The sequence below is a fragment of the Geobacter anodireducens genome, assembly GCA_001628815.1.
Lineage (GTDB): Bacteria > Desulfobacterota > Desulfuromonadia > Geobacterales > Geobacteraceae > Geobacter > Geobacter anodireducens.
The window spans coordinates 294,873-313,464 of record CP014963.1 but is presented as its reverse complement, the minus strand read 5'-3'; the positions used below and the strand labels follow the sequence as shown (position 1 = coordinate 313,464).

The window sequence follows — 18,592 nt, the reverse complement described above, 5'->3', positions numbered from 1 at the left end:
CCGGAGGTAACGGACCATGCACAACACCCTGCGCAATAGACGCGGCTTCACCCTCATCGAAATCATGGTGGTCATTGCTATCCTGGCCCTGCTGGCAGCCCTGGTGGGGCCCCGGATCATCGGTCGCTCCGACGATGCCAAGATTGCCGATGCCAAGGTGCAGATCAAGAACCTGGAGACGGCCCTCAAGCTCTACAAACTCGACACCGGCACCTATCCATCAACGGAACAGGGTCTTATGGCGCTGGTTTCCGCGCCCACAGTGGGAACCATCCCGAAAAACTACCGCTCCGAGGGGTATCTGGAGAGCAAGCAGGTGCCAAGGATCCTTGGGGTAACGATTTCGTCTACCTGTCTCCCGGCGAGCACGGCGACTACGATCTCTACTCCTTCGGCGCCGACGGTGTGAAGGGGGGCGAAGGGAAGAATGCCGACATCGAGAGCTGGAACCTGCAATAACCACGGGTTCACCCTGATGGAGCTGGTGGTGGTGATAGTCATCCTGGCTCTGGCGGCGGCGCTGGTCCTTCCACGGCTCACGCCCGGCGACACGGCGCATCTTCACCGGGCAGCCCGCGAGTTCGCCGCCACCTTGCGGTTCATCCAGGATCGGGCCATCACAGCAAAGACCGCCTACCGCATGAAGCTGGTGCCCGGCGAAAGCGCCATCGCCATCGCAACGATCCTGCCGGACGGCACGGAAGGAGAGCCGGACGATCCGATCCTGCGGCGGCGCCTCCTGCCCGAGGGAATCAGCATAGCCAGCATCTTCACCCCCCGGGTCGGCAAGCGTACTGCAGGCGAGGTGGTGGTCACCGTCGGTACGGCAGGGTTTGAAGAGTTCACCGTTTTCCATCTCAAGGCCGAGGGAAGCGACGCCGTTATGACGGTCATGGCCTATCCGTCCTCCGGCAAGGTAAAAGTCGCGGAAGGGTACCGGGAGGATCCCCTGTGAGAACCATTGGTGCACGGGGGTTTACCCTGCTCGAAGTAATGATTGCCGTTGCCATCATTGCGGGGGTGGTGTTCACGGTGATCGGAGTGGTCAACAACCATCTGGCGGTCGCCAGCCGCGATCGGGATGAAGGGGTGGCCGTTCTGCTGGGCCGCCAGATGCTCGACGATCTCGACACCAGACAGGACATTCCCGAAAAGAGCAACGGCACCTTTGCGCCGGTTCGACCGGACTATGCATGGGTAATGACATCCACGGCAACGCAGGTTTCGGGATTCCGGAAGGTGACCGTGGCCATCTCGTGGGATAATGCACGGAGGACGGTGAGCCTTGTTCGCTACGTGGCGAAATAGCCCCGGCGGCCAACGGGGGTTCACCCTCCTGGAAACCCTGGTGGTAATGCTGCTGCTGGCAGTGGTGGCCGGAGCCCTCTACTCCAGCTACTTCACCGTGGTCCGAGCCAAGGAACGCACCGACGAGGGAGCCGAGGAGCGCCGGGAATTGCGCGGCACCCTGGATCTCCTCCGGCGCGAAATCGACGGTGCCTTTTTCAGGGGAAACGACATGCGGCTGCGGTTCGTGGTGGAGGACCGGGACATCTTCGGGAAGCCCGCATCGAGCCTGGAGTTTGCGGCCGTAGCTCCGCCCCGGGCCGGCGACCTTCCAGCGTCCGACCTGGAGAAAATTCGTTATGCGGTAAAGGAGACAGACGGCACGCTCTCTCTCACCCGCGAGTCAACTGAACTCTTCGGGAGCGTGAAACCGATGCCTTATCCGCAGATGGAGGCAATCGAAGGGTTTCTCGTGGAGTGCTACGATGCCGGCAAATGGGTGAAGACCTGGAACACGGAGCTGGTCCCCCGTCTTCCGGAGCGGGTCAGGATAACCATCCGGGTCCGGCAGGGCGACCAGACGGTGGAATTCACTACCCTTGCCCGGCCCAGGGGGCGGCAGTCGTGAGGCGATCGGAGTCCGAACGGGGCTTCGCCCTCATCCTGACCCTCGTGGTGACTGCCCTCCTCATCGCAGTGACCACCGAGTTCATCCACGGAGTTTATGTGGACACGTCGCTCCACCGCAACTTCGTGAACCTGCAGCAGGCAAGCCTCATGGCCGAGGGAGGGGTAACCGGCGGGATTTCGCTGCTGCGAAACCTTCGCACCTCCGCCAATGACCAGGGGCTGCAGCAACTCCTTGCCGATCCCGTCCGATTTGAAGATGAAAAGGGACGGGTGGGCATCACCATCGAGGAAGAGGACGGCAAGCTCAACCTGAATGCCGTCACCCTTCCCAACGGTGACGAACATGTGTTTTACGGCCCTGCGGAACGCCGGCTGCTGACCGTTCTCAAGCTGCCGCTAGCGCTTCACGACTCGCTGGCCGATTGGCTGGACGCCAATGACGAGCCGCGGCCCGACGGCGGAGAATCTGCCTATTACCAGTCGCTGAGCGCCCCCTATGCCCCCCGCAACGCCCCCTTTGCCACCTTTGGCGAACTGGGGCTCGTCCGGGGAGTGGACCCCGCCGTCCTGGAGCGGCTCCGGCCCTTTGCCACGGTCTTTGTCGACGGGGGGGCCATCAACGTGAACACCGCTCCCCTGCAGGTGCTCATGGCACTTGACGAGGGCATCAGCGAGGGAATCGCCCGGGACATCATGCAACGGCGCCGCATAAAGCCATTCAAAAACGTTGGGGAATTATCCGAGATTCCCGGCATGGAGACAATCGCCGGGAAGCTGTCCGGCTTTGCCGGCGTTCGGGGAAGCACCTATCGTCTCGTTTCCCGGGCAGCAGTGGGCGACGTGACCAGGCTTGTGGAAGCAGTGGTGAACCTTGACGGAACCCAGCCCCGCTATCTCTACTGGAGAGAGTACTGATGACTTATCTGATTCTCGAATGGACCGGCACGGACCTGGTGGCAAGCCGCTTCTTCACCCGGGCAGGTGAACTGGTGTTCCAGGAGCGCGAAAGCCGCCCTGCCGCTTCGGAGGCCGATCTGGCCGCAGCGCTCCGGGAACTTGCCCCTTCCGACGACGACTGCCGGCCGGTACTCGCCATCCCGCTGGGCCGGCTCTTCAGCCGGGAGATCGATCTGCCGATCCAGGAACGGGCCAAGCTCCGCCTGCTCCTTCCCCTGGAGCTGAAGGGAGAGACCGCCCTGGAGAATGAGGATCTGGTCTTCGACGGGCTGCCCCTGGCCGCCGAGGGAAAGGTGCTGGCGCTCTGGGCGCGCAAGCGGGAGATTGCCCACCTTGTCCAGGCATGCACCGAGGCGGGAATAGACCCCGAGGTGGTCACAACCGCCCCCATCCACTGGGAGGAGCTTCTCTCTCCCGACGAAGCCGAAGCGGCCCTGGCCGTCACCGACGGTACGGCACTGGCGGTGTACGGGAACGGCAAGCCCCTCTTCTTCAGGGCTCTTGGCAGTGACGAGGGGGAACTATCCCGCACCCTGGCGGCGCTGGAAATGGCCAGGCAGGTACGGATTGAACGGCTCTTCTGGCACGGCTCTCCCGTGGGCAACGCGCCTGCGGAAGCAGAGGGAGTACCCATGCTGGCGCTGCCCGTAACCGACAGCCTGGCAGCCGCCTTTGGCGGGGATGAGGCGGCCGCGCGGGAAAATGCCGGCGCATGGGCGCTGGCACGTGCGCTCCAGACCGGGCGGATCGGCACCTTTCGCGCAGGCGAACTCGCCTGGACCAGGGGGCGTGAGCAACTCAAGCGCCGGCTCCGCATCCCCGCGATCCTGACAGTGCTTCTGCTGCTGCTCCTTGCCGCCGACGCCGGTATCCGTTACACCATGGTGAAGCGGGACCTGACATCGGTGAACGCGTCCATTGCCGCCCTCTATCGGGAGGTTTTCCCCGGACGGAAGAAGAGCGTTGACGAACTGGGCGAACTGAAGGCGGAGATCCGCAGGCTCGGCGCGGCAGGCGCAGGGAGCCACATCCTGGATACCCTGCGGGGATTGGCAAAGGCCAAGGGCGACGACGTGACCGGCCTTTTCGAGGTGGAGATCGACGGCACGGCAGTGCGCCTCAAGGGAGATGCCCGCTCCACCCAGGCGGTCAGCCAGTACCGCGACCGGCTCGCCAGCGTCCTGGCCGACGCCGAGGTGGGCCAGATCACGGCAAAACCGGACGGGTCCGTCACGTTCTCCCTCAGGGGCACCATCAGCGAGGTGGCGAAATGAGTGCGCTTAACAGAATCCGCGACACATGGAACGACATGGATCGCCCCACCCGCCTGCGCTGGGGGTACGGACTCGTGGCCATCCTCGCCCTTGCCGTGGCCTTTTCCTTCGCGTACGACCGGATCGGCCTTCTGGAGGACAAGCGGCAGCGGCGCGAAGCCGACCTGGTGGAAATGCTCCGCCTGAAGGGGCGCTACCAGGAGGCGCGCAGCACATCCATGCGCCTTGCCAACAGGCTGGCCGCGGTCCGCGCAGACGATTCGCCCGCAAAGCTCGTGGAAGAAACCGGTATCCGCGGCAAATCGCTTCGCATCACCCCGCTCAAAACCGAACAGAAGAACGGTTTTACCGAGGAAGCAGCCGACATCAAAATTGACGGGCTCACGGCAAATGAAGCCGTCAATCTCCTCCACCGCATCGAGAAGGGCCAACGCCCCGCCATTATCAGGAAAGCACTGCTGCGCACCCGCTTCGACGATCCGTCAAAGCTCGACCTGACTCTTACCGTGGCACTGCTGCGCGGCGCACCCCAGGGGGCGCGATGACCGCACGTCGCTGGCTCGCCTGGGGCGCCTGCATCATCGCCGGACTGCTCCTCATCCTGACCTTCACCCTTCTTCTGGTCCCCTCGCGGGAACTGGAACAATTGACCGTCCGCTGGTTTGCCCGGCAGGGGTACGACTTCAGCGCGGCCGACTTCGGCAAGGCGTTTCCGCTGGGCATTGCCGCCCGGGGTGTTACCATAGCCGACAACCGGGGGCCGCTCCTGCGGTTGGACACTGTCCGGGCGCGACTCGAGCTCCTGCCGCTTTTGGCGGGGAAAGTCTCCGTTGACGTGGACGGCTCGGTCGGCGCGGGGCAGTTCGACGGCACCTTCCGGCTCCGGGACGGCACGGGGGTTTTCTCCGCACGTGACGTTCGCCTGGAGGACATCCCCTTCTTCCGGACCGCCACCGACGCCGATATCAAAGGAGTGCTGACAGCTGACGCCACCCTTGCCGGCACGGGGCGATCCAAAGGGGGCGAAGTGAAACTGGCGGTAAAGGGAGCGCACATTAGCGGCGCAACGATCAGCGGCGTTCCTCTGCCGGACGCCGTGTACGAAACGGTGCGAGGCATGGTCAGGGTAGCCGGCGGCCGGGCAACCATCGACAGCTTCTCCCTCCAGGGAGAGGACGTCTACGTCCGCCTGAGCGGCACCATGCCCCTCATGGCTCCCATGGAGAACTCGCCCCTCAATCTGTCCCTGGAGCTGATGCCCCGGCCCGCATTCCTAGACCGGCAGAAGCTCGTCTTCACTCTTCTGGCAAAATACCTGGTAACGCCGGGTCACTACCGGCTGCCGATCCGGGGAACCCTCTCAAAGCCTCTTCTTCAGTAACGCCCCTGCCCCCACTGCCGTCCACACTCGCACGGATCATTCTTTTCGCGCCAGCGCCAGCAGCCCTTGCACCCGTTCAACCACCGGCGGGTGGGAATAGTGAAACGCTGCGTAGAGGGGGTGCGGATGAAGATTGGAGAGGTTTTCCCGGGAAAGTTTAACCAGCGCCGTAGCGAGCGATGCGGGATCTTCGCAGAGCTCCACTGCGAATCGGTCGGCCTCCCGCTCCTGCCGGCGCGACAACCAGGCAAACAGGGGCGTTAGCGGAAAGAGCGCCAGGGTACCGATGAAGCCGACGATCACGAGCCGAGCCGGAAACGTCGCCTCCGTCATCCCCAGAAGCCCGGGCAGCCCCTCCCATGATGTGATCCTCCAGGCCAGCCAGGCAGCGGCAAGGGCGCCTGCCTGACCGCCAATTAGCCTCCGGCGGATGTGTCCCAGCTTCCAGTGGCCGATCTCATGGGCCAGGACCGCCAGAATCTCCGCGCGGGTCATCTGGTCCAGCAGCGTATCGTACAGCACGATGCGCTTTACCCGGCCGATGCCGGTAAAGTAGGCATTGGAGTGGCGGCTGCGCCGGGATGCATCCACCTGCATAACCCGGCTCACCCTGAGTCCGGCCCGCTCGGCCATGGCACGGATCTCTTCTTCCAGCCCTTCGGTCTTCACCGGCTCGTAGCGGTTGAACAGCGGCTCGATGACATACGGTGAGAGATACATGAGAAACAGGGTCAGAAACGCGAGAAAGCCCCAGACCCAGAGCCACCAGTGCAGGGGACTCCATGCGACCAGGGCGAAAGCGCCGGAAATCATGAGCGTGGCAAGCGTCATTGAAATACACGTCGATTTAAGCAGGTCGGACCACCAGAGCCTCGGCGTTATGGTGGTAAAGCCGTACCGGCGCTCAATGACGAATGTTTCATAGAGTCCGAAGGGGATTGCGATGGCGCTCTGAACGAGGGAAAGAAGCAGAAAAAAGACGACGCCCGCCAGGATGAACGAGGTGGTCAGCGAGGCAACCCAGCGGTCGAAGAGCGGGAGGATTCCTGCGAAGAGAAATCCGACAAGAAGGCCGCTGTCGACCAACGATTCCACAATCCCCAGGCGACTCCGGTCGAGGGTATAGGCAGTTGCAGTGCGCAGGCTCCCCTCATCCACCGCTCCGGCGAAACCATCGGGGACCGTTGTTCCATGGCGCCTGAGATGTTTGAGGTTCATGATGCGGAGCAGATGCTCGAAGGCGAGGACCGCGAGGTACCAGGCGAGGATCGTCACAGTCATGGGGAAGGATACCTCAGGTGACAGCGGTTGTCGAGAATTGGGCCTGACACGGAAAAGGGGAGGAACCGTGGCCCCTCCCCCTGCATGCGCCGAGTGATCCGCCGTGTCAGTGCGAAACCGTCCCGTCTTCCACAATCGCGTCATACCTGTAGCCGCCGCCGAAGTCCTTGTCCTTCCTGAGCGTCCCGGTGATGGTGACCACTTCGCCCACGGCCGGGAGGTCCTGGGTCGTCACGGTCAGATCATGGCTTCCCTTCGAGCTGTCGCCGGAGCCGTCCTGAAGATGCAGCCAGTTCTTGCCCATGATGCCGGCCGACACCTTGGTCACCTTGGCCCGGACAGTGATCGTCTTGCCGTCAAGCTTCTCCCTGTTGCCATGAAGCTCGGCAACAGTGAAACCATTGGCCCCTGCTGCCTTTTCTACGGCAATCTTCTCTGCGGGAGTGACCACCCCCCCCTTGCTTCCGGCCGAGTTCTTCCCCGTGGTGCTTGCGGCCTGGGTCGCCATTCCCTCGGAAAAGTAGATGCTGTCGAAGGTCCGGTTAAGCGCCTTGCTGAAGAACTTTTGCATCTCCATGCCCGGCTTGAGGGTCACCTCGCGGCCGACCTCCAGAGATGTCTCGGGAATGGCCGCCCATGCGGTCTTACCGTCCCGCTCAAGACGGACATAGGTATACCCGCCGCCGTTGAACGTCTCCACGACCTTTCCTGCCAGGGGGGTGCCCTGAACGACGGAAGCCTCGCCTCCCCCCCCCATGCCGCCCATGGAGCCGAAGGCGTGGGCATCAAGGGACAAGGATGCAAGTAGAATCATAAGAACAAAGGCATTCACATACTTCATGGCTGACTCCTTGCGGTAAATTTGCGGGACCCGGTTCGTGCAACCCCGCCCGCGTGTTTTCAAGACTACCCTTCCTGCGGGAAAATCACAATGTTTTTCCTCTGTTCTCCGGCACTCCAGCTTCACCTGCACAGCCGGAACCACCAAATGAACAAAACAAGGTTTTACGAAAATATGACATTATTATATATTTTATTGATATGTTTTAATTGTATGCAAATTAATCCCCATGGCGGCAATCATCACGAACCGTTACAGGATGAACAGCCATTCATCATCTTGTCGATAAATCAAAAATATGTTATACAGCCACACTTCGACGGTACCACTAAACGTACAGGCCGAATCCGCCGCACCGTCTATGGCATGCGGTCACCAGGGAGGGAGTCATGGCGCACGAGGCGCTCGGAAGGAAACGATACGAAGGATTCGACGGCTCCATGGTCGGGCTCTCGCTGGCCGATCTGATCCAGCTCAAGGGGACCAACAGGTTCTCCGGCTGCATTTCGGTTGAATTCGGAGGACGGCACGGGGTTATTTTTTTCAGGGACGGCGAGGTTGTCCACGCCGAAAAAGACAGCTACGAGGGAGAAGAGGCATTCCAGCGGATCATGCGCTGGCCGGGCGGGCGCTTCACTGCCCAGCCGTACCTGTCAACCGCCCGCCACTCCATCAGGAAAAGCCGGCAGCATCTTCTGCTCGATGCGCACCAAGCCATGGATGAGCGCCGGCGGCACGTCGACCCGCAGGGGAACACCTCGCTCCGCGGCCGGATACGTGCAGTCGGGATGGTGTCCGATGCCATCATCCTTGACCATAACGGCGCCTCCACAGACGGCAGCGGCCCCTCGGCGGACAGACTCGCCGCCCGGGCATGCTTCCTCGCCCGCCTGGCCGGCCGGATCGGTCCGCGCCTGGGGACCGGAAGCCCTACCGCAATGGTCCTTGAGGGCAAAAGAGAGCATCTGTTCGTCTATGCCGGCAAGCATCAATTTCTTGCCGTTACCGCCGATGCAAAGCATCGGCCCCCCGCAGTGGAAGAGGCAATCCGCCGTGCCGTCCATTCCTCCTGACGTGAGCCAGGCGCTCGAACAACTCAACGCGCTGCCCGGGGCCATTGGCAGCCTTGTCACGGATCGCGGAGGAAATATCATCGAGCGGGCCTTTCCTTGCCTCTTCGATGACGCAACCCTGTCGGCGGTTTCGGGTGACGTGGCTGAATGCGCGTCCGTCCTCGGCATCTCGTCCGCCAGCACAAAAACGCTCTTCCTCCGGTACGCGGAGGGGATCGTGGCGATAAAGCCCCTCGACGACGGCCTGCTTCTGCTCCTCTGCACCAGGGAAAGCAGCCGCGAGCTCATGAGCCGCTCGCTCGACGATGCCGCTGCCCGGCTCCGCAAAGACATTACGTCCCCGGCCCTCCACTCCGACTCCGGACCGCCCGGATGGGCGAGCGTCTGACCGGCCGGCAATCGTCATGTCATCAGGATCTTGCCACGCAGGATGAGGATCTCGAATGCCAGCACCCCTTTCCGTGCAATGGTTTGCGCCTCTGACAACCGAGCTCCCAGAGAGGCAATCTCTCCTGCGGCACAGAGGATGGTGACCACGCGCCGCCCCATCACCATGGGCACGAGCAGCAGACCCGGCGCACCAGCCCCGCCCAGGGCCTCTGCCAGCCGCCGGTCGGCCGGGGACAGGCCCGGAGGACCAAGATACACGCTCCGCCCCTCGACCACGGTCCGAACCTGTGACGCCTCCTGGAGCGATATTCGCAACTGCCCGAACTCACGCAACCGCCCCGGGCCGCAGCCGCCTCCCACCCCGCAGCCACATCCCTCATAACGAGCAGCAGGCCCGCACGACCGAAAAGCCGGCCGGCGCAGTCCACCAGGCATCGGCCACGGCGTCACGTTCGCGGCAGTCGGCAAGCGTCCGGGAAAGGGTGTCAATTGTGTACCGCTCGGCTGCCTCGATGCGATTCCCAGCGGTGTCGCCCCCCTCCCAGGGGAGATACTCGCCATCGCCGGGCAGGGTCGAGAAATCGACCACATCCCGAGGCATGGGCTGCTCCGCAGGCCGCGTGGGCCCATAGGTACAGACTCTGCGCCCCCCCAGAGTTTCCGATACGGGCAGGGCGCGCACCTCGCGCCGGATGCCGTAGTATTTCTCCAACGCCATGAAGAGCCGGATTTCCGGTGCGACCATCGGCACGATGACGAATCCCGTACGAAAGGCGATTTCATCAATGGCCGGCAAATCCGAGGGGTCGGCCATGACGAGCCTGAGCCGCCGTCCGTCGACCCCAAGGGGGACGATCTTGTGGCGCTCCACCATATCACGGGGGACAAGAGTCAGGAGGTGGTCGGGCACGGCCATGAGCTCGTCGGGATCGGCACAGGGAACCCGGAGCTTTTCGCTCAGGACCCGGGCAAGCTCTTCCTCGCCGATCACCCCCATTTCAATGAGATTCGTCCCGAGCCTGCCCCCGAAGATCACCTGCCCCTTCAGGGCCTCATCCAGTTGCGCATGAGTTATCATTCCGGATTTGATCAGCATTTCGCCGAGGCGTATCGGCATAGGTTCCTCCATGGCGGGAATGCTCCGGCGCGCCTCCCGCCGCCGGCTTCCCACTGACATCAACCGCAACCACGCCTGCCCGCCCTTATGGGGGCACCCGGCAGGCAGGCCTCATCGGACCGGCGGCATGAGGGGTGCCGCGGGAGCCGCCGGGGCAAGAGGAACGGCCGGGGCACGGGGAGACTGGGGAGGCCGGATGCCCAGGTGGTATGGGGAAGTTTCCGCAGCCGACCCATCGGCATGCTCTGCCGGGCGATCATGGCTCGTAGCGGGCCAGGGCACCGGGAAAGCAGGGGCCATGCCGTCGGAGTATTCGGATGGGGCAGGGAGCGGGAGACTGCTGTCGTGCCGCACGGTCACTGCATCGGCAATGGCAATGAGAAGAAAGCAGACGGTGAATGACCCGTAAAGGTTCCGCACCAGCCGGTTCGTCGGAATGATCAGATTATGGGCAGCTCCGAAGAGCAACGGAACCAGCAGCAGTTCCAGTGCCCCCAGGACAGCGCTTGCCGTGGCCCCGTAGAGACGAGCGAAGTGGAAGGTACAAGCGGCGCAGAGCAGGATAAGCAACCCATTGGGAACCGTGACGAGGGAGGAACGGGGAAACCGGAAGCTTCGCCCCGTCGGCCGGCCCCCGGCTCGCAGCTCCTCATGTGGCCCGGCCGGCGTTTCCGGGCAGGGTTTGAGGCAGGCATCGATCCGGTGATAGGCCTCGATGATCACGCGCAACCGCTCCTCAGCATTGCGGCGTCGCACCGGGTCATGGGCAAAGCGATCGGGATGGCAGGCGGAAACGGCAGCGCGAAAGGCACGCTTTGCCTCGTCGGCGGAAGCGCCGGGGCTGAGACCGAGCAACCCGTAGCAATCGCTGAGATCGTCCATGGGTAATCAGTGCCGCGAGGCGTAATTCCGCGGCGGGAAAGAGAATGCTATGGGACAGGGGTTCGAGAGACCGGTTGCTAGTCCTTGTCGATGAAGCCGTAAAATTCTTCGATCACACCCTGGCGATCGGCCCCCAAGGTGGTGACCGCCGTATCCGAGTGGACCAGGGAGTCCATGTCGATCTTTCGGAAGTTGAGACCGATTCCGTCGTCGGTTATTCGCACTACGCTCGCCTCAAGGCTGAACGAGAGCTCCGCCGATGATCCGAAGAAAAACATGGAGACATCAACCTGCTCGTTGATGGGGATTTTCTGGTCCGTACGAACAAAGAGGCCCTTGAGGCTCACGTTCTCCACTTCCGCCCTGAAGCTCGTGCCATTGTGCCGGATTATCGCCTCGCTCCTGAAATCGATCCGCTCGAACTTTCTCTTTTCCACCTGGCTCCTCCGCCTGCCGGCCGAAACTTATTGCCACTGTCAATCGTATCGTCCGTTCCGGACAAAACTTTAGGACAGTACTCCGCCGCCGGCTACCGCTTGCGCGTATACAGTATACATGGCGCCATACTAGCAGAACATCAGGGGGTTAGACAGAAAAAAAGCGGGATTTAACCTTACAGCCCCCACTTGTATCGAAGGTATTTGGCAGTCTGCTGATAGCCCTGTTCCATCAGGAACTCCCGCTCGTCCGTCGTGACGGAAAAGGAGAGGGACGGCACCATGCCGCAATGAATGGTGATGGTGTCCTTCCAGCGGGCCCCTTTGAGGAACTCCCGGTCCATGGAGTGAAAGAAGATGTTCAGGAGGTCCCCCGCGTAACGGCGCAGGGTCATGACGGAGGAGGAGTGATGGTTCATGCTTCTTTTGGAGAAGGTCCGCAGGACAAGAGTCTTGCCCGCCTCGGCACACTGGCTCTCGATCACGCTCGCCATGAGGGTGCCGTCGATGAGCACGTGTTCCTTGCCGCGCACGACGAATTTCTTCCAGGCAAAGACAAAGGGAATGGCCGCGGAGAAGCGAACCGCGGCGGAGACCTTCAGCCGGGGCGCATTGTCGGCCGAAAGGACGAAAGGCACGTGGTTCAGGATATCCGTGGTAATGACGGCCAGCGGGCTACGGCGCAAATCCGCCAGGCAGACGCCGCCCAACCGCTCGTCGAGCCACCGCTCAAGCGCATCGCCCCGGCAGATTCCCATGCCGGAGAAGACACCGCGCGGAGAGAAGTCGCGGAACAACTCCGTGTCGGTTTCGAGGGCAAGCCGCTTCAGTTCGGCGGTCGGCATGCCCGCGGCGTACAGGGCGGCGATGATGCTGCCCGTGGACGCGCCGATGATCTTGCCGATGGGGACGCCGATCTCCTCCAGGGCGCGCAGGGCGCCGATGAAGGCATAGCAGCGAATCCCCCCTCCCACGAGCATGAGGGTTACCGGCTCATCTGCTCCGGCCTGGCGTGGTTGGCGGTTATCCATGGTGACCGTTACCTCCGGCAAATTTTGGCGCTCCGGGCGCTCCTGTCATCATCGGTCAGGGGCCGGCTGCCGGCCGGCCCGTACCGTCAGCAAATGCGCGGCAACTGCTCGCCCGCAAGCATCTCCACTGCCCTTACGCCCCCGACCGACGTCTCCATCCGGAGCTTTCCCCCGCCCGCACCGGTCACTTCACCGATGATCGCGGCAGCCCCTCCGCAGGGATGCTCCTTCATGCGCGCCAGGACCCGCTCGGCGGCCGGCGGGGCCACGGCAACGAGAAGCTTGCCCTCGTTGGCCACGTAAAGGGGGTCGAGACCCAGAATGGCACAGACCCCCCTCACCGGCCCGGCCAGAGGAATGGCATCCTCGCGGATCGTGATCGTGACATCGGACTGGAGGGCTATCTCCTTGAGGGTGGTGGCGACCCCTCCCCGGGTGGGGTCGCGCAGGACATGAACATCACCGCCGCCCTCGGCGATGATGTCGGCCACCAGCCCGTTGAGAGGGGCACAGTCGCTGACGATGTCGGTCTGGAGCTCAAGCCCCTCCCGCTTCGCCATGACGGCAATGCCGTGGTCCCCCACGGTGCCGTTGATGATGATCCGATCGCCGGGGCGGGCGCAGGCGCCGGAGATGGTGAAGTCGTGCTCCACCAGTCCGATGCCCGAGGTATTGATGAAGATCCGGTCGGCCTTGCCCCGGGGGACGACCTTGGTGTCGCCGGTGACGATCCTTACCCCGGCGGCATCGGCAGCCTGGCGCATGGACGCAAGGATGATCCCCAGGTCGTCCCTGCCGAATCCCTCTTCGATGATGAGGCCGGCACTCAGGAACAGGGGACGCGCGCCCATCATGGCCAGGTCGTTGACGGTACCGTTAACCGCCAGGGTCCCGATATTGCCGCCCGGGAAAAAGACGGGGTCCACCACGTAGGAATCGGTGGTGAATGCCAGCCTGCGGCCGCCGGCATCCACCAGGGCCGCGTCGTTCTGGCCCGCCAGGGATATCCCCGACAGAGTGGGGATGATGAGGTCGTCCAGGAGCTGGTGGGAAAGCTTTCCGCCACTGCCGTGACCGAGCAGGATGAGGTCCTTGTTCACAGGGTTCTCCGGTTGTTGAATTATTGCCCGTACTTGTAGGCCGCCGCACAGGTCCCCTCGCTGGAAACCATGCAGGCGCCCACGGGCGACTCGGGAGTGCAGGCGTTGGCAAACAGGGGACAGTCGAAGGGGGTCACTTTCCCCTTGAGGATCTCCCCGCAGAGGCACCCCTGGTGCTCTTTGGTCTCTTCGACCTCCACCGCGATCTCCCGCTCGGCGTCGAAGGCGGCGTAGGCATCGGCGATCCGGAGGCCGCTCCCCGGAATGATGCCGATCCCCCGCCAGGGTGCGTCAAAGGGGGTGAATACCTGGGCAAGCACGTCCAGGGCCTTGCGGTTCCCCTCCCAGGTGGCCACACGGCTGTACTGGATCTCGACCCGGGGCTTCTCCTCCACCACTTGGCGAACGAGCATCTCCACCCCCTGCATGACGTCGACCGGCTCGAAGCCGGTCACCACACAGGGCATGCCGAACTCCTCCGGAAGAAAGCGGTACGCCCCGGCACCGATAATGGTGCTGACGTGGGCCGGGCACAGGTAGCCGTCGATGCCGAGCTCGGGGTCATTGGCCAGAACACGCATGGGGATCGGCATGGTCTTGTGGGCAGCCAGGACAAAGTAGTTGGCAAGCCCCTGCTTCCGGGCCGCAAGAATACTTCCGCCGATGGCCGGTGCCGTGGTTTCGAAACCGACGCCGAGGAAAACCACTTTCCGGTCCGGGTTTGCCGCCGCCAGGGCAACGGCGTCGAGCGGGGAATAGACGATACGCACATCTGCCCCCATGGCCCGCTCCTCCTGGAGCGACGAGGAGGAGCCCGGCACCCGGACCATGTCGCCGAAGGTGGCAACGATGACGCCGGGGAGACGGCACAGGGCCACGGCCCTATCCAGGTATTCGTTGGGGGTCACGCAGACGGGGCAGCCCGGACCGGAGATGAGTCGCACCTGGGGCGGCAGGAGGCTGCGGAGGCCGTACTGGTAGATCGACATGGTGTGGGTGCCGCAGACCTCCATGAAGGTCACGACGTCCGTGCGCCCCTCCACCAACCGGTCGATCCGCTGCGCATACCCCTGCACCAGGGCCCGGTCGCGAAACTCGTCCTGGTAATTCATCAGGCCATGTCCTCCGGGCGGAATACTTCCCTCATCAGTCGGAGGGTCTCCTGCGCATCCTCCTCGTCGAGCTTGGAGATGGCGAACCCGGCGTGAACGATGACGAAATCCCCTACCCGCACCTCCTCGTCCAACAGCATGAGGCTGGCTTCTTTTCTGACGCCGTCTATTTCCGCCACCACCTCACCTTCGCCGACGGCGACGACCTGCATGGGCACACCGAGACACATGGTTGTTTATTCTCCTTTATCACTCTGGGGGACACGGTGGGCCACCCCTGCAATCATGGCCTGTCCCAGCGCCACGCCTCCGTCATTGGGAGGGACGAGGCGGTGGGTAACCACTCGGAACTCTTCTGCCTCAAGCAGCCGGCACGACTCCTCGCACAGGAGCCGGTTCTGAAAGACTCCTCCCGAGAGGACGACCCGGTCGAGACCGGTGTCGCTCCGTACCTTGCGGCAGACGTCGACAACAGAGGCGGCAACCGTGTTGTGGAACGCCCGGGCCATCTCCGGGAGGGGGACCTGCGCGGCAAGATCCTCCATCAGGGCCCGGACCATGAGCCGGTAGTCCACTTCGATGGCACCCTGGCGACGAAGCACGGCAAAGGGATAGGCCCGCCCCGTGGCGGACTCTTCCGCCTGCCCTTCCAGCTCGATGGCCGCCTGCCCCTCGTAGCTCACCCGGCGCCGCAGCCCCACCATGGCGGCCACGGCATCGAAGAGCCGGCCGCAACTGGAGGTCAGAGGAGAATTGATCCGACGCTCCAGCATGCGCAACAACAGCGAGCGATCCTCATCCCCCACCCGGGCCAGCCAGGGGACCGGCTGTTCAAAGAGATCGGCACCAAAGGCGTCGTGCAGATAGGCGAGCGCCATGCGATACGGCTCCCTCACCGCCGCGTCTCCGCCGAGCAGAGGCACCTGCCGCACGTGTGCGGCCCGGCGGTAGCCGTCATATCCCCCCACGAGGAACTCGCCCCCCCAGATGGTCCCGTCGGTCCCGAGGCCGGTGCCGTCGAAGATGACGCCGATGACGCTGCCGTCAAGACCGTTGTCGGCCATACAGGAGGCGAGATGGGCGTGGTGATGCTGGACCGCCACCCGGGGAAGCCCGGCAATCCCCTCGGCATAGCCCGTGGAAAGATAGTCGGGATGGAGGTCGTGGGCCACCGCCTGGGGCCTGATTTCCAGGAGCGCCTGCAGGTGTTCCGCCGTTGCCGCCAGAGACGCCAGGGTTGTGTCGTTCTTCAGGTCGCCGATGTGCTGGCTCGGGAACGCCCGGTCCCCCCGCGTGAGGCACAGGGCACCCTTGAGCTCGGCTCCCACGGCAAGAACGGACGGGATCTCCACGGGCAGCCGTACCTCGCGGGGAACATAGCCGCGGGAGCGGCGCAAAAAGAGGGGACTGCCCCTGAATACCCGGATCACGGAATCATCGACGCGGGTTCGAATCTCCCGGTCGTGGACCAGAAATGCATCGGCGATCGCCGAAAGCCGCTCAACCGCCTCATCATCCCGGTAGGCAATGGGTTCGTCCGACAGGTTGCCGCTCGTCATGACGAGGGCCGCGAACCGCTCCTTGAGCAGCAGGTGGTGGAGCGGCGTATAGGGGAGCATGGTCCGACATAGCCGTTGGCAGGGGCCACTCGACCGGAGAGGATGGTACCCGGCCGTTTGCGCAGCAACACGATGGGATGCTCGGGCCCGGTCAGAAGCCGCGCCTCCACGGAGTCGACCAGGGCAAACCGCGCCACGGCCTCCATATCCCGCGCCATCACGGCGAAGGGCTTTTCGTCCCGGTGCTTGCGTCGGCGCAGTTCCGCCACGGCGGCGTCGTTGGCGGCGTCCACCGCCAGGTGATAACCGCCGAGCCCCTTGATCGCGACGATCTTGCCCTCGGTCAGAAGGTCCACGGTCCGGTCGACGGGATCCCCCGGCAGACCGGCGCCCGAGGCATCCACCAGCCTCAGCGTCGGGCCGCACACGGGGCAGGCTACGGGCTGGGCATGGAATCTGCGATCCATCGGGTCGTCGTACTCGGACCGACAGGCATCGCACAGGGGAAAGCGCGCCATGGTAGTATTGGGCCGGTCATAGGGAACAGCAGTGACGAGGGAATAGCGGGGCCCGCAGTTGGTGCAGTTGATGAACGGATAGCGGTAGCGCCGGTCCGACGGGTCAAAGAGTTCCCGAAGGCAGTCCGGACAGACATCGCCGTCGGGGGCCACCCGCACCGTACCCGCGCCCTCGCCGCTCTCGCCGATGACAAAAGAGCCGTCCCCTTGGGGCGCAATTTCCTCGATGACGATTCGGGCAATGACCGCCAGGGGCGGGGCATCACTCTCAATGGCGGCGCGAAAGGCCGCAAGGGCGTCGGCATCGCCTTCAGCCTCCATGACGACACCGGCCCCGCTGTTTCTGACCCATCCGACGATACCGTGATGGGCAGCCAGCCTGAAGATGAAGGGGCGGAACCCGACGCCCTGGACGATGCCCTCAACGGCTATCCTGAGCCTGAGCACCACGGCCGGATTCCCGACCTACCCCTTCACCGCCGCAATGCGGTCGGCCAGCCATGCATACCAGGCATCCATCCCCTCGCCGGTCCGGCTCGACACCTGAAAGATCGTGATCCCCGGGCTCACCCGCCTGGCCATCTCCAGGCATTTCTCGACATCGAAATCCACGTAGGGGAGGAGGTCGATCTTGTTGAGCAGCATAACGTCTGCCGCGTGGAACATATTGGGATACTTGAGGGGTTTGTCCTCCCCCTCGGTAACCGACAGAACCACCACCTTGTGGTGCTCTCCCAGATCAAAGGAAGCAGGGCAGACCAGATTACCCACGTTTTCGACGAAGAGGAGATCCAACGCGTCCAGATCGAATTCCTCAGCGGCATGTCCAACCATGTGGGCATCGAGATGGCAGCCGGCGCCGGTGTTGATCTGCCGGGCCGGCACGCCGGTGGCGGCAATCCGTTGCGCATCGTTGTCGGTCTGCTGGTCCCCTTCGATGACGGCGCAGCGATACCTGCCCGACAGATCTCCAAGGGTCCGTTCCAGGGTGGTTGTCTTGCCGGAGCCCGGTGAACTCACCAGGTTGAGGACAAACACTCCCTTTTCCGCGAAAAGCGCCCGATTGTCGGCGGCAAAACGATTGTTGCGGGAAAGGATGTCGGTTTCCACCGTGATCTTCCGCGACTCGCGCCCGTTGTCGTGGGAGTGGCCGTGACCGTGTTCATGGTGATGATGGTGGGTGTCTGTTTCGCAACCGCAGGTGGTACACATGGCGCTGGTCGCCTCCTGTTTCATTACGGCCACATGTGCGACGCCCGAGGTCAAAAAGGGGCGCGCCGGGAAAACGGCCTGATGGTCTCTGTCTACTGATGGAACGAATCCGATGGCGGGGGCGCGGAGGAGGGTGCAACACTGCCGGAACTCACCATTTCGCGCCTGGTTCCGAGCCTATAGCATATGGCGTAAAAGGTCAAGTATTCCGCCAGCAACCCCGCACCCGGCACTCTACCCAAAAAGGGGCTTGATTTATCCTGTGACCGGCGTTAGACTACTATCAAAATTAAGATTCTCTCTACCATGCGCGTGAGGCTGACACGCCCCAGCGGAACATTTACTATCATTTGGGGGCTCTTTAAGCCGTGGTGTGCTACCCCATCACGCGGGATTTGCCTGAAGCGGCACAGAGCCTGCCACCTGTAAGGAACTCGCTGTGAGGCCCTTACAAGCCAACGGCATGGTGGAGAGACTAGAATAAAGGGACCGCACTCACGGTCCCTTTTT

General features: G+C 63.3%; 17 protein-coding genes, 1 other RNA gene and 4 pseudogenes. 11 read left to right on the top strand and 11 right to left on the bottom strand.

Going from position 1 to position 18,592, the window contains the following annotated elements; all coding sequences use genetic code 11:
* The first annotated feature begins 16 nt into the window (after positions 1-16).
* The 8 genes and pseudogenes from A2G06_01420 (at position 17) to A2G06_01385 (ending at position 5,529) form a co-directional block, all read left to right on the top strand.
* Positions 17-459 (top strand): annotated as a pseudogene (locus tag A2G06_01420) (type II secretion system protein GspG).
* Positions 428-955 carry a general secretion pathway protein GspH gene (locus tag A2G06_01415; GenBank protein ID ANA39268.1) on the top strand — a complete coding sequence of 176 codons (528 nt, stop codon included), beginning with the start codon at positions 428-430 and terminating at the stop codon, positions 953-955. Before A2G06_01420 ends, A2G06_01415 begins: the two are co-directional and overlap by 32 nt.
* Complete coding sequence (locus A2G06_01410; GenBank protein ANA39267.1) at positions 952-1,308, top strand: type II secretion system protein GspI; 357 nt, start codon at positions 952-954, stop codon at positions 1,306-1,308. The genes A2G06_01415 and A2G06_01410 overlap by 4 nt, the downstream gene beginning before the upstream one ends.
* Complete coding sequence (locus A2G06_01405) at positions 1,286-1,915, top strand: general secretion pathway protein GspJ (GenBank protein ANA39266.1); 630 nt, start codon at positions 1,286-1,288, stop codon at positions 1,913-1,915. Before A2G06_01410 ends, A2G06_01405 begins: the two co-directional genes overlap by 23 nt.
* Positions 1,912-2,832: a general secretion pathway protein GspK gene (locus tag A2G06_01400; protein ANA39265.1), complete on the top strand. Its 921-nt coding sequence runs from the start codon at positions 1,912-1,914 to the stop codon at positions 2,830-2,832. Before A2G06_01405 ends, A2G06_01400 begins: the two co-directional genes overlap by 4 nt.
* Entirely contained in the window at positions 2,832-4,148 is a 1,317-nt protein-coding gene (locus A2G06_01395) for a type II secretion system protein GspL (protein ID ANA39264.1), read from the top strand. The genes A2G06_01400 and A2G06_01395 overlap by 1 nt, the downstream gene beginning before the upstream one ends.
* Positions 4,145-4,693 carry a general secretion pathway protein GspM gene (locus A2G06_01390; protein ANA39263.1) on the top strand — a complete coding sequence of 183 codons (549 nt, stop codon included), beginning with the start codon at positions 4,145-4,147 and terminating at the stop codon, positions 4,691-4,693. The genes A2G06_01395 and A2G06_01390 overlap by 4 nt, the downstream gene beginning before the upstream one ends.
* On the top strand, positions 4,690-5,529 hold the full coding sequence (locus A2G06_01385) for a type II secretion system protein GspN (protein ANA39262.1): 840 nt from the start codon (positions 4,690-4,692) through the stop codon (positions 5,527-5,529). The genes A2G06_01390 and A2G06_01385 overlap by 4 nt, the downstream gene beginning before the upstream one ends.
* Positions 5,530-5,565: 36 nt before the next feature.
* Here the strand turns inward: A2G06_01385 and A2G06_01380 are convergent, their stop codons facing one another.
* Together A2G06_01380 and A2G06_01375 are read right to left on the bottom strand one after the other, a co-directional pair.
* A complete protein-coding gene (locus tag A2G06_01380; GenBank protein ID ANA39261.1) occupies positions 5,566-6,810 on the bottom strand; it encodes a peptidase M48 in 1,245 nt (414 codons plus the stop codon).
* Between the two features lie 106 nt (positions 6,811-6,916).
* The gene (locus tag A2G06_01375; GenBank protein ID ANA39260.1) at positions 6,917-7,651 is read right to left on the bottom strand and encodes a DNA-binding protein; all 735 of its coding nucleotides are present in this window, start codon (positions 7,649-7,651) and stop codon (positions 6,917-6,919) included.
* A gap of 389 nt (positions 7,652-8,040) precedes the next feature.
* Here A2G06_01375 and A2G06_01370 point away from each other — a divergent pair, with 389 nt between their 5' ends.
* Both A2G06_01370 and A2G06_01365 read left to right on the top strand, forming a co-directional pair.
* The gene (locus tag A2G06_01370) at positions 8,041-8,724 is read left to right on the top strand and encodes a GTPase-activating protein (protein ID ANA39259.1); all 684 of its coding nucleotides are present in this window, start codon (positions 8,041-8,043) and stop codon (positions 8,722-8,724) included.
* Between the two features lies 1 nt (position 8,725).
* Positions 8,726-9,158, top strand: a pseudogene (locus A2G06_01365) (hypothetical protein).
* On the opposite strand, the pseudogene A2G06_01360 reads toward A2G06_01365, so the two are convergent.
* The 9 genes and pseudogenes from A2G06_01360 to A2G06_01320 all read right to left on the bottom strand — a co-directional run bounded on the left by A2G06_01360 (position 9,127) and on the right by A2G06_01320 (position 18,082).
* Positions 9,127-10,231: pseudogene (locus tag A2G06_01360) on the bottom strand (general secretion pathway protein GspE). The pseudogenes A2G06_01365 and A2G06_01360 sit on opposite strands and share 32 nt — an antisense overlap.
* A 111-nt stretch (positions 10,232-10,342) precedes the next feature.
* Complete coding sequence (locus A2G06_01355; protein ID ANA39258.1) at positions 10,343-11,113, bottom strand: molecular chaperone DnaJ; 771 nt, start codon at positions 11,111-11,113, stop codon at positions 10,343-10,345.
* A 77-nt stretch (positions 11,114-11,190) separates the two neighbouring features.
* On the bottom strand, positions 11,191-11,550 hold the full coding sequence (locus A2G06_01350; protein ANA39257.1) for a pilus assembly protein: 360 nt from the start codon (positions 11,548-11,550) through the stop codon (positions 11,191-11,193).
* Positions 11,551-11,726: 176 nt separating this feature from the next.
* The gene (locus A2G06_01345; GenBank protein ANA41561.1) at positions 11,727-12,581 is read right to left on the bottom strand and encodes a phospholipase; all 855 of its coding nucleotides are present in this window, start codon (positions 12,579-12,581) and stop codon (positions 11,727-11,729) included.
* Between the two features lie 86 nt (positions 12,582-12,667).
* The gene (locus tag A2G06_01340) at positions 12,668-13,681 is read right to left on the bottom strand and encodes a hydrogenase expression/formation protein HypE (protein ANA39256.1); all 1,014 of its coding nucleotides are present in this window, start codon (positions 13,679-13,681) and stop codon (positions 12,668-12,670) included.
* Between the two features lie 20 nt (positions 13,682-13,701).
* The gene (locus A2G06_01335; GenBank protein ID ANA39255.1) at positions 13,702-14,793 is read right to left on the bottom strand and encodes a hydrogenase formation protein HypD; all 1,092 of its coding nucleotides are present in this window, start codon (positions 14,791-14,793) and stop codon (positions 13,702-13,704) included.
* Positions 14,793-15,023 (bottom strand): hydrogenase assembly protein HupF, encoded by a 231-nt coding sequence (locus tag A2G06_01330; protein ID ANA39254.1) that lies wholly within the window; start codon positions 15,021-15,023, stop codon positions 14,793-14,795. The genes A2G06_01335 and A2G06_01330 overlap by 1 nt, the downstream gene beginning before the upstream one ends.
* 6 nt (positions 15,024-15,029) lie before the next feature.
* A pseudogene (locus A2G06_01325) lies at positions 15,030-17,320 on the bottom strand (carbamoyltransferase HypF).
* 15 nt (positions 17,321-17,335) lie between these two features.
* Positions 17,336-18,082, bottom strand: a complete 747-nt coding sequence (locus tag A2G06_01320; GenBank protein ID ANA39253.1) for a hydrogenase accessory protein HypB — start codon at positions 18,080-18,082, stop codon at positions 17,336-17,338.
* Positions 18,083-18,377: 295 nt separating this feature from the next.
* Here A2G06_01320 and ssrS point away from each other — a divergent pair.
* A non-coding RNA gene (gene ssrS / locus A2G06_01315) (6S RNA) lies at positions 18,378-18,559 on the top strand.
* Positions 18,560-18,592 lie beyond the last annotated feature (33 nt).

Excerpts from the sequence above, each read along its gene's own strand:
- A2G06_01415 (ANA39268.1), top strand. The coding sequence starts at position 428 with ATGCCGACATCGAGAGCTGGAACCTGCAATAACCACGGGTTCACCCTG.
- A2G06_01395 (ANA39264.1), top strand. The coding sequence starts at position 2,832 with ATGACTTATCTGATTCTCGAATGGACCGGCACGGACCTGGTGGCAAGC.
- A2G06_01390 (ANA39263.1), top strand. The coding sequence starts at position 4,145 with ATGAGTGCGCTTAACAGAATCCGCGACACATGGAACGACATGGATCGC.
- A2G06_01385 (ANA39262.1), top strand. The coding sequence starts at position 4,690 with ATGACCGCACGTCGCTGGCTCGCCTGGGGCGCCTGCATCATCGCCGGA.
- A2G06_01380 (ANA39261.1), bottom strand. The coding sequence starts at position 6,810 with ATGACTGTGACGATCCTCGCCTGGTACCTCGCGGTCCTCGCCTTCGAG.
- A2G06_01375 (ANA39260.1), bottom strand. The coding sequence starts at position 7,651 with ATGAAGTATGTGAATGCCTTTGTTCTTATGATTCTACTTGCATCCTTG.
- A2G06_01370 (ANA39259.1), top strand. The coding sequence starts at position 8,041 with ATGGCGCACGAGGCGCTCGGAAGGAAACGATACGAAGGATTCGACGGC.
- A2G06_01355 (ANA39258.1), bottom strand. The coding sequence starts at position 11,113 with ATGGACGATCTCAGCGATTGCTACGGGTTGCTCGGTCTCAGCCCCGGC.
- A2G06_01345 (ANA41561.1), bottom strand. The coding sequence starts at position 12,581 with ATGGATAACCGCCAACCACGCCAGGCCGGAGCAGATGAGCCGGTAACC.
- A2G06_01335 (ANA39255.1), bottom strand. The coding sequence starts at position 14,793 with ATGAATTACCAGGACGAGTTTCGCGACCGGGCCCTGGTGCAGGGGTAT.
- A2G06_01330 (ANA39254.1), bottom strand. The coding sequence starts at position 15,023 with ATGTGTCTCGGTGTGCCCATGCAGGTCGTCGCCGTCGGCGAAGGTGAG.
- A2G06_01320 (ANA39253.1), bottom strand. The coding sequence starts at position 18,082 with ATGTGTACCACCTGCGGTTGCGAAACAGACACCCACCATCATCACCAT.